The 14245-nt window shown below is 67.3% G+C and carries 11 protein-coding genes; 9 read left to right on the forward strand and 2 right to left on the reverse strand.

Annotated features, from left to right (window positions below):
- The first annotated feature begins 54 nt into the window (after positions 1 to 54).
- Positions 55 to 2310: a molybdopterin-dependent oxidoreductase gene (locus BST13_RS32725; RefSeq protein WP_083169570.1), complete on the forward strand. Its 2256-nt coding sequence runs from the start codon at positions 55 to 57 to the stop codon at positions 2308 to 2310.
- Here the strand turns inward: BST13_RS32725 and BST13_RS32730 are convergent.
- Positions 2296 to 3549, reverse strand: coding sequence for a PucR family transcriptional regulator (locus tag BST13_RS32730; RefSeq protein ID WP_083169572.1), 1254 nt, complete (start codon positions 3547 to 3549; stop codon positions 2296 to 2298). The genes BST13_RS32725 and BST13_RS32730 overlap by 15 nt on opposite strands.
- Positions 3550 to 3654: 105 nt before the next feature.
- Between BST13_RS32730 and BST13_RS32735 the strand changes: the two genes are divergently transcribed.
- From BST13_RS32735 to BST13_RS32745, 3 genes are read left to right on the forward strand one after another with little or no spacing between them, the layout of a single operon-like run.
- The gene (locus tag BST13_RS32735) at positions 3655 to 5109 is read left to right on the forward strand and encodes a class I adenylate-forming enzyme family protein (RefSeq protein WP_083169574.1); all 1455 of its coding nucleotides are present in this window, start codon (positions 3655 to 3657) and stop codon (positions 5107 to 5109) included.
- Between the two features lie 21 nt (positions 5110 to 5130).
- Entirely contained in the window at positions 5131 to 6897 is a 1767-nt protein-coding gene (locus tag BST13_RS32740) for a DUF3556 domain-containing protein (RefSeq protein WP_083169576.1), read from the forward strand.
- On the forward strand, positions 6894 to 8300 hold the full coding sequence (locus tag BST13_RS32745) for a phytoene desaturase family protein (RefSeq protein ID WP_083169608.1): 1407 nt from the start codon (positions 6894 to 6896) through the stop codon (positions 8298 to 8300). The genes BST13_RS32740 and BST13_RS32745 overlap by 4 nt, the downstream gene beginning before the upstream one ends.
- 68 nt (positions 8301 to 8368) lie before the next feature.
- On the opposite strand, the gene BST13_RS32750 is transcribed toward BST13_RS32745, so the two are convergent.
- A complete protein-coding gene (locus BST13_RS32750) occupies positions 8369 to 8836 on the reverse strand; it encodes a hypothetical protein (protein WP_142282889.1) in 468 nt (155 codons plus the stop codon).
- 75 nt (positions 8837 to 8911) lie between these two features.
- On the opposite strand from BST13_RS32750, the gene BST13_RS32755 reads away from it, so the two are divergent.
- From BST13_RS32755 to efeB, 5 genes are read left to right on the forward strand one after another with little or no spacing between them, the layout of a single operon-like run.
- Positions 8912 to 9370, forward strand: a complete 459-nt coding sequence (locus tag BST13_RS32755; protein WP_083169580.1) for a hypothetical protein — start codon at positions 8912 to 8914, stop codon at positions 9368 to 9370.
- Positions 9367 to 9795: an RDD family protein gene (locus tag BST13_RS32760; RefSeq protein ID WP_083169582.1), complete on the forward strand. Its 429-nt coding sequence runs from the start codon at positions 9367 to 9369 to the stop codon at positions 9793 to 9795. The genes BST13_RS32755 and BST13_RS32760 overlap by 4 nt, the downstream gene beginning before the upstream one ends.
- 15 nt (positions 9796 to 9810) lie before the next feature.
- Positions 9811 to 10812: a DUF4331 family protein gene (locus BST13_RS32765; RefSeq protein WP_083169584.1), complete on the forward strand. Its 1002-nt coding sequence runs from the start codon at positions 9811 to 9813 to the stop codon at positions 10810 to 10812.
- A gap of 45 nt (positions 10813 to 10857) precedes the next feature.
- Positions 10858 to 12894: an iron uptake transporter permease EfeU gene (gene efeU, locus BST13_RS32770; protein WP_083169598.1), complete on the forward strand. Its 2037-nt coding sequence runs from the start codon at positions 10858 to 10860 to the stop codon at positions 12892 to 12894.
- Between the two features lie 9 nt (positions 12895 to 12903).
- Entirely contained in the window at positions 12904 to 14133 is a 1230-nt protein-coding gene (efeB, locus tag BST13_RS32775; RefSeq protein WP_083169600.1) for an iron uptake transporter deferrochelatase/peroxidase subunit, read from the forward strand.
- Positions 14134 to 14245: the final 112 nt, after the last annotated feature.

A 14245-nucleotide genomic window follows, 5' to 3' on the forward strand; every position in this document is an offset into this window, starting at 1 on the left:
CGGTGAGCGGGCCAATGCGGTCCGAAATGTCAAATTTGTCATTAGCGTGGGCTGATGACCGCTGGAGTTTCCCTGCCGCTGGCTGCCATCGGCGAAGACGGCCTGCATCTGCGTACCTGCCCGCTGTGTGAGGCGATGTGCGGCCTCGAAATTCACGTCGAGAACGGCCGGGTGGCGCACATCCGGGGCAACCGCAACGACGTCTGGAGCCACGGGCACATCTGCCCCAAGGGCGCGTCGTTGGCGGCCCTGCACGACGACCCCGACCGCATCCGCAGACCCATGATCAAGGTGGCCGGGCAGTGGCGGGAAGTGGACTGGGACACTGCATTCCGCCGGTGCACCGAGCTGCTGACCCCCGTCATCGAGCAGTACGGCATCGCCGCGGTGTCGAGCTATGTCGGCAACCCGAGTGCGCACACGTTCTCGCTGGGCCGCTACATCGGTGTCCTGCTTGGTCTTTCGGGCATCCCGACCAGTTACTCGGCGGGCACTGTCGACCAATGGCCCAAAAACCTGACCTCGCACCTGATGTACGGCGGTTGGTGGAGCTTCCCGGTGCCCGACATCGAACACACCGACCTGCTTGTGGTGATGGGCGCCAACCCGGCCGCCTCGCAGGGCTCGGTCCTCAGCGCCCCTGACGTCATGGGCGCCATCCATCGAATACGGCAGCGCGGCAAGGTGATTGTCATCGATCCGGTTCGTACTGCGACCGCTGCCAAGGCCGACGAGTGGCTCGCCATCACACCCGGCACCGACGCCGCACTGCTGCTGGGCGTCGTGCACACGCTGTTCGACGAAGGCCTTGTCACGCTGGGGCACACCGAACCGTACGTGGACGGGGTGCAGACCGTGGGCGCCATCGCCGCCGAGTGGGCACCCGAGCGTGTCGCTGCCGTCACGGGCATCGCTGCCCAGCGCATCCGTGACCTGGCCCGCGAACTGGCCGGCACCGAGCGGGCCGTGGTGTACGGCCGGATCGGCACGTGCAACCAGGAATTCGGCAGCCTCGCCAGCTGGCTCGTCGACGTGGTGAACATCCTCACCGGACATTTCGACGCGCGCGGCGGCAGCATGTTCCCGCACGCCGCGGCGTGGTCGCTGACGGTGCAACCCCAACCTGGTCTGGAAGGCGGCAAGCCCGAGTTCGGCCGGTGGCGTACCCGGGTCCGCGGCGCCAAAGAAGTTCTGGGACAAGCCCCGGTCTCGTGCCTGGCCGAAGAGATCGCGACACCCGGCGAGGGGCAGGTGCGGGCGCTGATCACCGTCGCGGGCAACCCGGTGCTGTCCACCCCGGCCGGCCACAAGCTCGGCGAGGCGCTTGCCGGTCTGGACGCGATGATCTCGATTGACAACGCGCTCAACGAGACCACCCGGCACGCGCATGTCATCCTGCCCGGGCTGTCTCCGCTCGAACAGCCGCACCACGACGATCTGCTGCTCAACAACGCGGTCAACAGTTTCGCGAACTACTCGCCGCCGGTGTTCGCGCCCGAGGATCCGGATCGCCCCGAAGAGTGGGAGATCATGATCCGGTTGACCGGCCTCTGCACGGGCACGCCCGCCGAGGACGTCGACGTGCGAGCGATCGACGACGGCTGGTTCGACTACCTGTGTTTCACGCAGGGCCTCGACGGTGCCGAGATCCGCAAGCACTACGAAAAGGGCGGTCCGGAACGGATTCTCGATCTCACGCTGCGCACCGGGCCGTTCGGTGACCGCTACGGCGAGAAGCCCGGCGGTATCACGCTCGAGCAGCTCAAGGCGCGGCCCAACGGCGTCAACTTCGGGCCGATGCAGTCGCGGCTGCCCGAGGTGGTGTCGACGCCGGAGGGCAAGGTGCGGCTGGCGCCGCAGTACCTGATCGATGATCTGCCCCGGCTCGCCGAACGACTGCGGCGTGACCCCGTCGACCTCGTACTGGTCAGTCGGCGGCACCTGCGGTCGTGTAACTCGTGGCTGCACAACGTGCCTGCGCTGATGAAGGGCAAGGACCGCTGCACGCTGTTGATCCACCCCGCCGACGCCGAGGCCAACGGTGTGTTCGACGGCGATGTCGTGACGGTCACCTCGGCCGGCGGCAGCATCGAGGTGCCGGTCGAGATCACCGACGCCATCAAGCCGGGCGTGGTGTCGATGCCGCACGGGTGGGGTCACGGTCTTCCCGGCACGCAGCTGTCGGTGGCCAACGCGTCGCCGGGGGTGAACACCAATGTGCTCTCACCGCCGGACTTTCTCGACGAGCCGTCCGGCAACGGTGCGCTCAACGGGATCCCGGTGACGGTGACCGTGTCAGCCCGGCGCTAGCACCGCTGTGCCGTACCAATGGCACAGCAGCAGAGCGAGTTCCACGTCGAGACGGTCGTCGGCGATCGGGCGGCCGCGGCGGTCTTCCGCGCGCAGCACGCGGTACTTGACCGAGTTGAAGTGCAGGTTGAGCTCCTCGGCCGCGGACTTGTAGCTGTTGCCGTGCTGCAGGAACACTCGGAGCGTCTCGCGTAGCCGGGCGTCGTTGTCGGTGTCGCAGCCAAGCGGGCCGAGCACGTCGGTAACCCATTCGCGGGCCTCGTCCAGCTTGTCCCCGAGCAGGGCGGCGGCCGCGAGCCCGGGATCACCGGCTGCCGTGACACCGCCGGCGTCGCCTGCGATCGCCACATCCTGCGCGCGACGGGCCTGCCGGTGCGAGCGCCGGAAGCCGTCGACCCCGGGCAGCGGGGTGCCCAGCGCGACCCGCGGTGCCTCCGAATGCGCGGCGACGAACTGCTTGACTTTCCCCGCGACCGCAGGCGCGGTGTTGGGGGACAACGGAATCCAGCCCCATCCGCTGGTACGGTCGGCCGCGACGAACAACGGATCACCCTGTGCACCAACAGCTTCGGCGAGTTCACGCAGAAAGTGCTCCAGGCGGGCCAGCCCGTCCTCGGCACCGGACTCGGCCGGGCACCACAACACCACGGCCAGGTGCGTGCGCCGCATCGGGTACCCGAGCGCGGTGCTCAGCGCATCCGGGGCGCCCGCATCGGTGGCCAGCACCTCCCGCACCCGCAGTGCCCGGGCACTGTTGCGATTGGTCAGCCACCGATCGCGTTCGTCCTCATAGACCACCTCCACCTGCTGGGTGATCCAGTCGATGTACCGGAAGGTCACCGAGGTCATCCGCTCGAACACCGTGAAGCCGGTCTCGGCATCCAGCCCGGCCCGGTTGATCTCCTCGGCGGCGACATCGAGCACCATGCCGTGGCCCAGTCGATAGGCGCGGACCAACGCGTTCATCGGCACCCCGCGCTGGGCGATGCGCCGCGCGTACTCCAGCGCCGCGGTCGGTGCTTCGATGTTCTCCAGCGATATGTTGTGACGCAGTGCGTGGAAGATGGTGTCGACGTTGCCCTCGACGCTGGATGCCAGCAGTTCCAGGATCTCGGGATCCCCGCGTAGATCGGCGATATCGCTGGCCAGGTGCCGCTGGACGGCGCGGGCAACCTCGGCCTGGCGATTTATCAAGCGGGTCATCACCACCGCGGTGGCCTCGCTGACCGCCGGATCCATGCCTAGACCGTAGAACGCGAATTTGTTTCCGGACAACAAACCGGCAAATCAAGTTCATCGGCGCACGACGGTGTGGTGGCGGGCACAAATTTCTACTGTCGTGATATGAATCTCGCCGCCCTGCCCGACCACCGGGCCGCCACCGCCCCGCACGCTCCCGCCGTCGCCGACGATCACCTCGACCTCGATAACACCGCATTCCTCGACGCCGTCCAGCGGGCCGCGGCCGCGTTGCGGGCCCACGGGGTGGGCCCCGGCACCGTGGTGGCCCAGATGCTGCCCAACCGCACGGAGTTCGTCGTCGTGCTGTTCGCGGCGTGGCGGCTCGGGGCGGCCGTCACCCCGATCAGCCCGACCCTGGTGCCTGCCGAGGTGGCCTATCAGGTCGCCGACGCCGGTTCGGTCGTGTTGATCGCCGACCGCACCGTCGAAGCCGATATCCCGGTGCTGCATGTGGACGACCTGACCGGCGAACCCGACGCCGCTGACGCCGCCGACAACCCCGCCGACGCGCTTGCGCTCTTGATCTACACCAGCGGCACCACCGGCAGGCCCAAGGGCGTCATGCTGGATCACGGCAACGTCAATGCCATGTGCGCCATGGTGATCGAGGGTTTCGAACTGACTCCGGCCGACCACAGCCTGCTGATCCTGCCGCTCTTCCACGTCAACGGCATCGTGGTGAGCATCCTGTCCCCGCTCATCGCGGGTGGACGGGCCACCATCGCCGGGCGGTTCAACCCCACCACGTTCTTCGACCGCGTCGAGGCCAGCCGGGCCACCTACTTCTCCGCGGTACCCACCATCTACACGATGCTCGCCGGCCTACCGGCCGACGTGACACCCGACACCAGTTCCGTCCGGTTCGCGGTGTGCGGCGCGGCGCCGGCCAGCGTCGAACTGCTGGAGCGGTTCGAACGCCGTTTCGGCATCGGGCTCATCGAAGGATACGGGCTCTCCGAGGGTTCGTGCGCCAGCACCGGTAACCCGCTGCACGGCAGGCGCAAGCCGGGAACCGTCGGAACTCCGTTGCCGGGTCAGGAGATTCGCATCGTGGACGCGTCCGGCGCGACGCTGCCGCAAGGTGCGGTCGGCGAAGTGGTGATCAAGGGCCCCAACGTGATGCGGGGCTACCTCAACCGTCCCGAAGAGACCGCCAAGACCGTCGTCGACGGCTGGCTGCACACCGGCGACGTCGGCCGCTTCGACGAGGACGGCTACTTGGTGCTGGTCGACCGGGCCAAGGACATGATCATCCGCGGTGGAGAGAACATCTACCCCAAGGAGATCGAGACCGTCGTCTATCACCTCCCGGGCGTCGCGGAAGCCGCCGTGGTCGGGCAGGCCAGCGCGCTGTACGGCGAGGAGCCGGTGCTGTTCGTCTCGCTGCACACCGGGGCCGAGGTCAGTGTCGACGACATCACCGCACACCTGCGCGCTTCGCTCTCGAAATACAAACTGCCCGTGGAGATCACCGTGCTCGACGAACTGCCCAAGAACCCCGTCGGCAAGATCGACAAGCCGGCACTGCGCAAAACCCTGACCGCCGCCCGCGCCTAGCCTGAAACGAAGGAGCTCATCATGGGATTCGTCACGCCAACCCTGCCCGACGTCGACCTGGAGGACTTTCTGCGCCAGCCCCTGATGGAGCGCATCCGCATCATGACCACCAAGTGGGCCGATCACGGCCTCGGGGTGCCCCGCATGATCCATGTCCTCTACATCGTCAAGCTGGTGTTCTTCTACGCCCTCGGCGGCATCGTGATCGCCACTGCCACATCGCATCTGCCGGCATTCTGGCACGTGTCGGGCTGGTGGAACCAGCCGATCATGTACCAGAAGGTCATCCTGTGGACCATCCTGCTCGAGCTCATCGGGCTCGCCGGATCGTGGGGGCCGCTGGCAGGCAAGACCAAGCCGATGACGGGTGGCTACCGATTCTGGGCCAAGGTCAACACAATTCGGCTGCGGCCGTGGAAGGCGGTGCCGTTCACCAACGGTGATCGCCGCACCTGGTTCGACGTCACCGTCTACCTGGCGCTGATCATCAGCGTGACCGTGGCGCTGGTGGCGCCCGGTGTGCACAGTGATTCCCTGTCGAAAGTGCTGCCGGACAACACTTCCGGACTGGTCAACCCTGCCCTGCTGATCGTGCCGATGGTGCTGCTGGTGTTGATCGGGTTGCGGGACAAGACCATCTTCCTGGCCGCCCGCGGTGAGCAGTACCTGCCCGCGCTGCTGTTCTTCACCACGCTGTCGTTCGTCGACATGATCATCGCGGGCAAGCTATTGATCGGCACGGTGTGGATCTGGGCAGGCATCTCGAAGTTCGGCCTGCATTTCACCAACGTCATCCCGCCCATGGTGAGCAACAGCCCGACGCTTCCGTTCAAGTGGCTCAAGCGCGCGCACTACCGCAACTTCCCGCACGATCTGCGCCCGTCGCACCTGTCCACGTTCATGGCGCACGGCCCCGGCAGTTTCGTCGAGATCGTCGCCCCGCTGGCGCTGCTGCTGTCACCGTGGCCGTGGCTGACGTTCTGCGCCGCCGCCGTCATGGTGTGCTTCCACCTGTTCATCATCTCGACGTTCCCGCTCGCTGTGCCGGTGGAATGGAACGTGCTGTTCGCCTACGTCACCGTGTTCCTGTTCGTGGGTTTCCCGAACTGGAACGGGTATGCCATCTGGGACATGTCGTCACCGTGGCTCACCATCGCGCTGCTCATCGGGTTGTGCTTCTTCCCGGTCCTGGGCAACCTGCGCCCCGACCTGGTGTCGTTCCTGCCGGCCATGCGGCAGTACGCAGGCAACTGGGCCTCGGCGGTGTGGACATTCACCCCGGGTGCCGAGCAGAAGCTCAACCGTGTGACCCGCTCCGCGCCCAACACGGTGGACCAGTACATCAACTTCGGCTGGGATCCGGTGGCCGCCGAGGTGTTCACCCAGCAGGTGACGGCGTGGCGGGCCATGCACAGCCAGGGCCGCGGCCTGTATTCGGTGCTGCTGCAGACCCTGCCCGACATCGACACCCGCACCGTGCGGGAAGGCGAGATGTCCTGCAACACCATCATCGGGTTCAACTTCGGTGACGGGCACCTGCACAATGAGGATCTGATCCGGGCCATCCAGAGCGAAGCGCAGTTCGAGCCCGGAGAGTTCGTGATCGCGTGGGTCGAGTCGCAGCCGATCCACAAGAAGACCCAGGAGTACAAGGTGATCGACGCGGCCATCGGAGTCATCGAGCGAGGCACCTGGAACGTCGCTGACCTGGTCGAGGAGCAGCCGTGGCTGCCCAACGGCCCGATCCCGCTGAACGTGACGTGGCGCAGGGCCGGGGTTCAGGCGTGAGCACAGCAGTCGTGGTCGGTAGCGGGCCCAACGGGCTCGCTGCCGCCATCACGCTGGCGGCCCGCGGTGTCGACGTCACGGTGCTGGAGGCCAAGGACGAGATCGGTGGTGGTGTGCGTTCGGGCGAGGCGATCGTGCCCGGCCTGATACACGACCATTGCGCGGCGATCCACCCGATGGCGGTCGGCTCGGCGTTCCTGTCCGGGCTGGATCTGCCGATCGAGTGGCGGCTGCCCGAAATCGACTGCGCGCACCCGCTGGACGAAGGCGGCGCGGGCCTGCTGTGGCGCAGCGTCGACAACACCGCTGCGGGGCTGGGCGTCGACGGTACCCGCTGGAAGGCGTTGTTCGGTGGTCCGTCGGCCCGCTTCGACACGCTCGCGCAGGACATCATGGGCCCGTTGTTGCGCGTGCCGAACCACCCGATCGCGCTGGCCCGGTTCGGGGCGCCGACGGTGCTGCCGGCTTCGGTACTGAGCCGGCTGTTCCGCACTCCGCAGGCCAGGGCACTGTTCGGAGGTGTTGCGGCACACACCTTTCAGCCGCTGCACCGTCCGCTGACCTCGGCGATCGGCCTTGGCATCATCACCGCAGGCCATCGACATGGCTGGCCGGTGGCCGCAGGCGGCTCGCAGGCGATCACCGACGCGCTGGCGGCAGTGCTCGCCGATCTCGGCGGCAAGGTGCAGACCGGGGTTCGGGTCACCTCCGCTGCGCAGCTGCCCGCTGCCGACATCACCATGTTCGATCTCGCGCCGACCGCCATCGCCGACATCCTCGGCGACCGAATGCCGCGCCGAGTTGCCAAGCAGTTCAACAGGTTCCGGTACGGACCGGGCGCGTTCAAGGTCGATTTCGCCGTGCAGGGCCCGGTGCCGTGGCGTAACCCGCAGGTCGGTAAGGCCGGCACCGTGCACCTGGGTGGGGGCTTCGACGAAATCGCGGGCACCGAGCGGGACATCCACGCCGGGCGCATGCCGCAGCGACCGTTCGTCCTGGTGGGCCAGCAGTATCTGGCCGACCCGCAGCGATCGGTCGGCGACATCAACCCCGTCTACTCGTATGCCCATGTGCCGCAGGGGTATACCGGCGACGCCACCGAGGCCATCATCGGCCAGTTCGAGCGGTTCGCGCCGGGCTTTCGGGACCGCATCGTCGGGATGGCCGTCCGCACCACCACCGAGATGTCGGTCTACAACCCCAACTACGTCGGTGGAGATATCTGCACGGGCGCCAAGGATATTCGGCAGCTGGTTTTCGGGCCACGGATGACGTTGCAGCCCTACCGGCTTGGTGTTCCGGGGATGTACATCTGCTCGGCTGCGACCCCACCGGGGCCCGGCGCGCACGGTATGTGTGGCGCCAACGCGGCTCAACTCGCCTTGCGGCATCTGGCCCGTTGACCCGCCGAGCAGACGCGAAAGTCCCTGAAACGCGGCGTGTCCCGGACCCGCATGTCTGCTCGCGGAGGCTAGCCCAGCTGATAACTCTCGGGTGACACCCGGAAGAAGTGTCCGCTGTCGGTGTCGGTGCACGTCATCCGCGCGGCTTCGCTGACACACGTGATCGGGCCCAACGAGGTGGCCTGGCCGTCGTCGGCCGTCTCCCACACCCCGGCGCCGCCGTCGAGCGCGGCGTACGAGCACCGTAGGAATGCGGGCCGGCCCGCGTCGAGCCGGAAATCGCGACCCGCATTGCCCATCGGGCAGGCCGCCCCGGTGGTCTCGTCCCGCGACGGCCCCGCGACGTAGGTGTGATCGCTGATCTGGCAGAGAGCCACCGGCGCATCGGTGGTGGACGAGATGTCAAGCACGCAGCGGATGTTGCCGGACGGCGTCTGCAGGTGCACCCGTGTATCAGCCGCGGCGACAGCGGGGGAGACGACACACATCGCGGCGAATGCCGCGGCTGTCGCGATGAGCATGAAACGTGTCGTCATGGTCATCAGTAGAGAGCACCCGCGCAGTTACCGATCCCAAGTTCTGCCAACCACTGCGCGGCTACCATTCGAACCGTGTCAGGCCTCGAGGATCATCCCGCGGTGACGGTTGCCGCGGGCGCGGCAGCAACCGCTGTCGGCGGCGTGGTCGCGGTCTATCGCGGGGCCGAGCGACTGCCCGTACTGGGTGGTCTGCTCAAGCAGGTGCGCGAGGACCTGTCCGCGCGCGGTGAGCGCGTGATCACCGCAGGCATCGAACCGGTGAAAGCGGTCGTGACCGCCGTCGCCGTACAGGTCGTCGACATGGTTCTGGACGAACTCGACCTCAACGAGTTGGTGCGCCAACGCGTCGACCTGGTGGGCTTGGCCAATGAGGTGGTCGACGGCATCGACCTGCCGACCATCATCCGCAAGTCGACCGACTCCGTGACCGCCGAGGTGATGACCGACGTCCGCAGCCAGGGTGAGCGGGCCGACGACATGGTGTCCGGCTTCGTTGACCGCTTGCTGGGCCGTGACCGGGATCAGTCGTGAGTCAGGACGCCCGCCCGGCCGGAATCGTGAGCCGGGGGGTGGCTGCGGTCATCGACCTGGCCGTCGTCGGCATCGTGCTCTCGGCGTTGTACGTCGGCCTGATCCTGACGCGATTGATGTTCGGCCCCACCACATTCAGCCTGCCGACCGTTTCGGCGATCTTCTCCTCGTTGGTGATGTTCGTGGTGTCGGTTCTCTACCTGGCGGGCTGCTGGGTGGTGTCGGGTTGCACGGTCGGAGCCGTGGTCATGGGGCTTCGGGTGGTGGGCCGGCGGTCTGAACGGCTCGGGCCGGTGGTGGCGCTGCTGCGAGCGGTGGCCTACGTGCTGTTCCCGGTCGGCCTGCTGTGGGTGGTGGTCGACGCGCGGCGAAGGTCGTTGCAGGACATTGTTTTGGGCAGTCGGGTGGTCTACGCGCGGGTATAGCGGTTGGATAGCACCATGTCGAACCACTTCACCGGGCTGAGCCTCGGGCCGCCGCTGGGCGATCAGCGTCTCGATCTGTGCGATCTGTATGCCTTCCAGTCACCGGCGGACCCGTCACGCACGGTGCTGATCCTCAACGCCAATCCACAGGCCGACTTCCTACATCCGGATGCCATCTACCGCCTGGCCATCGACAACAACGGTGACCTGCGCAATGACATCGCGTTCAGCTACGTGTTCTCCGAGCCCGCCGACGGCCGCCAGACCGTGGACGTGTACCTGGCCTCCGGTGAAGAGGCGGAATCACCCGAGGCCGTGGGCGAGCGGATCTTCGGTGGCGTCGAGGTGTCGTTCGGGCGGGAACCGGTGATCGCCCGCACGGATGCCTACACGTTCTTCGCGGGTGCGCGCAGCGATGCCTTCTTCTTCGACTTCGACGGCATCAAGAACCTGTTCGACATCCGGGGCGGCCGCAACTTCACCGCACTGCACCTCAGCGGCCAATACCCTTGGACCGGCGTGGATTCCAACACCGAGGCCAATGTGTGTTCGATGGTCCTTGAGTTGCCCACCGAGCAGCTGGGCGCCGACCCGGACATCCGCATCTGGGGTCGGTGCAGCGTGCGCGTCGACGGCGAGCTGCAGCACGTGGACCGGGCCGGGCATCCGTCGGTGAGCAGCTTCTTCAACACCGACGACACCAAGCTGGAGTACAACGCCAGCGTGCCGATCCATGACCGGGAGCGCTGGATGGCCCAGTTCGTCCACCTGTTGGGGCACACCGGTGGCTATTCGGACGACGAAGCCGTGGCTGCCATCGACGCCGAGGGCATCCTGCCCGACATGTTGACGTTCGACCCGTCGAAGCCGGCCAAGTATCCGAACGGCCGCGTGTTCACCGACGACGTCATCGATTACCGGTTGGCGTCGCTGACGAAGGGTGACTGCCCGCCTTCCGGTCTGAGCCCGCATACCGACACGCTGCAGGTGTTCCCGTACCTGGGGCCGCCGCACTGATGGATCCACAGCGGCCTCTCAGTTGGTGTGCCTTACCTTAATTAGGTGGTCCTATCCGACGCTGTGCCGAACCTGCTGATCGGTTTGCGGGAAGGCCTGGAAGCGGGCCTGGTGGTCAGCATCCTGCTGGCCGCCGTGCACAAATCCCCGCTTGCCGACGGTGCCAGGCGGCCCACCGCACCCGTCTGGCTGGGTTTGCTGGGGGCGCTTACGGTGTCCGCAAGCTTCGCGGCGGTGCTGAGCGCCACGACGAGCTCGCTGGGCGGCGTGGGCCAGGACATCGTCGGCGGATTGCTGAGCATCCTGGCGGTGGTGCTGGTCACCGCGATGATCTTCTGGATGTCGCGCACGGCTGCCCAGCTGTCCGGCGAGCTCAGCGGCAAGGTTGCCGAGGCCATGATGCTGGGGTCAGGGGCGCTGGCGCTGACGGCTTTTTTGGCGGTCGCCCGCGAAGGCCTGGAAACCACGCTGTTCTTCTGGACCGCGGCCAAGGCAGCCGGAGAATCGATCGGCCCGATCATCGGCGGCGCCGTCGGCCTGGCGATCGCCGTCGTGCTGTGCTGGTTGCTGTACCGGCGGTCGGTGCGGATGAACCTCAAGACCTTCTTCACCCGGACGGCCGTGGTGCTCATCGTCATCGCCGCGGGCATCCTCGCCTACGGCATCGGCGATCTGCAGACCGCGGGCTGGCTCCCGGGCCGGTCCTGGTACGCATTCGACCTCAGCGGTCACATCTCCGCCGACTCGTGGTGGGTCACCATCATCACCGGCATCACCCAGCTGACCCCGCGGATGACAGTGCTGCAGGTGCTGGCGTGGGTCGGCTACCTCGTCGTCGTCATACCGGCCTTCCTGCGGTCGGCGCGGCAGGCCCCGGCGCCGGCCAAACCCGCAGAGCCGTCGGCACCTTCCGCTGTTAGTCGGCTGATCGCCCACCGGCCGGTGGCAGTGGCCGTCGCGGTCGTCGTGGTGCCCGCCGTGGTGGCCGCTGCGGTCATCGCGCTGCTGCCCGGCGCCGACACCGACGCCACCCGGGTGACCGTCACGGCAACCACCTGCGCGGCGGACTGGTCCACCGTGCGCCCCGGCAACCAGACGTTCACCGTCGTCAACAAGTCCGGCAAGACCGGCGAGATCAACCTGGTGGACGCCAACAACGGCGTCGTCGCCGAGATCGAGACCCTCGGCCCGGCCACCAGCGCGCCGATGACGGCCAATCTGGGCTCGGGCAGCTACAAGTTCACCTGCCTGCTGGCCGGGCAGCCCGCGGTGGTCTCGCAGGCCAAACAGGTCAGCGGACAAGATGTTCCGGGTGCCCCGGCGCCGATCGTGCGGGTCACCGAAGACGATCTGTTGCCGGCCATGGCCGCCTACCAGGGTTACGTCGACGCGCTGCTCGCGACGCTGAGTGACCAGGTGCGCAGCATCAGGACCGACCTCGGCAGCGGGAACATCCCTGCGGCCAAGACGGATTGGACTGCCGCGATGCTGACCTGGAACCGCGTCGGCGCCGCCTACGGCAGCTTCGGAGACTACGGCGACGCCATCGCGGGCCTGCCGCACGGACTGCCCGGTGGCGCGAACGATCCCGACTTCGCCGGGCTGCGCCGGCTCGAATACGGCCTGTGGCACGGGCAGTCGCCCGCCCAGCTGACGCCCGTAGCCGACGCTCTCGCCACCGAGGTCGCCAAACTGCGGGTCAACCTCACCGACGCCATGCCCGAGCCCGCCGATCAGACCAAGCGGCCCCACGAGATTCTCGAGGACATGCTGCGGTTCCAGCTGGCCGGATACACCAACCAGGGCGCGGGCACCGAGTACGCCGAGACCGCGGCGTCGGTCGAGGCGACCCGCGCGGTGCTCGGTCAGTTCGCCCCGCTGATCACACCGCGTGCGCCGAAGTTGTTGGGGCAGGCCCATTCTGATCTCGACGCGCTGGATGCCGCGTTGCGCGCGACGGGGTGGGTACCGCTGAGTCGGGCTTCTGCCGCGCAGCGTAACGCCGTCAACGCGGCCCTGGGACAGGCACTGGAGACGCTGGCCTCGGTGCCGCTCGTCATCGAACTACCGGTCAGCCGTTAGGAGCCGCAGATGGATGTCAGTCGACGGCATTTCCTGCGTGGCGCCGCCGCAGGTGCCGCGGGGACCGCGATCACCGGTGCCGTGCTGCTCGAAGGCAAGACGGTGGACGCCAACGCGGCGACCGTGGCAGCCCCGCCCGAGCGCTATCCGTTCCACGCCGAGCACCAGTCCGGCATCCTGACGCCGCCGCCAGCCGAGAAGCAGAACTTCGCCAGCCTCATCGCCTTTGACGTCACCGCCAAGGACAAGGCAACGCTCGCAGCCACTTTCAGGGCGTTGACCGAGCGGGCCCGGTTCCTGACCACCGGCGGCACGCCGCCCGAACTCGGCATATCCCAGCCGCCCGCTGACAGCGCCGTGCTCGGCCCGGTGATCCCGGCCGACGGGCTGACCGTCACGGTCGCGCTGGGCGCCAGCCTGTTCGACGGACGGTACGGCCTCGCCGATCGCAAACCCGTCAAACTCAAGCCGATGACGGTATTCCCCAACGACTTTCCCGATCCGCAGTGGTCACACGGCGACGTGCTGCTGCAGCTGTGCGCGCACAATCCCGACACCCTGCACCACGCGCTGCGCGACATCATGCGCACCGTGCGTGGCTCGATGCAGATGCGGTGGCGCATCGACGGATACAACTCGCCGCCACGCCCGTCGGGCACCGGACGCAATCTGCTCGGCTTCAAAGACGGCACCGGAAACCCCGTGTCGGACGACGCCGCGAAGCTGATCTGGGTGACCGACCCTGCCGAGCCGGCCTGGACCCACGGCGGCACCTACCAGGTGGTCCGCATCATCCGGATGCTCGTGGAGTTCTGGGACCGCGTGTCGATCAACGAGCAGGAGCGCATGTTCGGCCGGCGCCGCGACAGCGGGGCCCCGCTGGACGGCAACAACGAATTCGACAACCCCGACTATGCCGCCGACGCCGCGGGCAAGACCATTCCGCTCGACGCTCACATCCGGCTCGCGAATCCGCGCACACCCGCCACGGACAACCAGCGGCTGCTGCGGCGGTCCTACAACTACGACCTGGGCGTCGACCGCAACGGCAACATGCAGTCCGGGCATGTTTTCGTGTGCTTCCAGCAGGACATCGACCGGCAGTTCGAGACCGTGCAGAACCGGCTCAACGACGAACCTCTCGTCGACTACGTGCAGCCCTTCGGCGGTGGCTACTTCTTCGCACTGCCCGGTTTGGCCGACGACCATGACTGGTACGGCCGGGGCTTGTTGAGCTAGCCAGCTCGCCGAGTGGCCAGTTATGCACGCAAATTCGGGTTGTTGCGAAATTGAGCGGTTGATCGGGGGCTTCGGTATGTCTTACCGGGGGTCGGGGGTGGTGGCCGCGATG

It is taken from the genome of Mycobacterium aquaticum, from assembly GCF_002086485.1.
Classification (GTDB): domain Bacteria; phylum Actinomycetota; class Actinomycetes; order Mycobacteriales; family Mycobacteriaceae; genus Mycobacterium; species Mycobacterium aquaticum.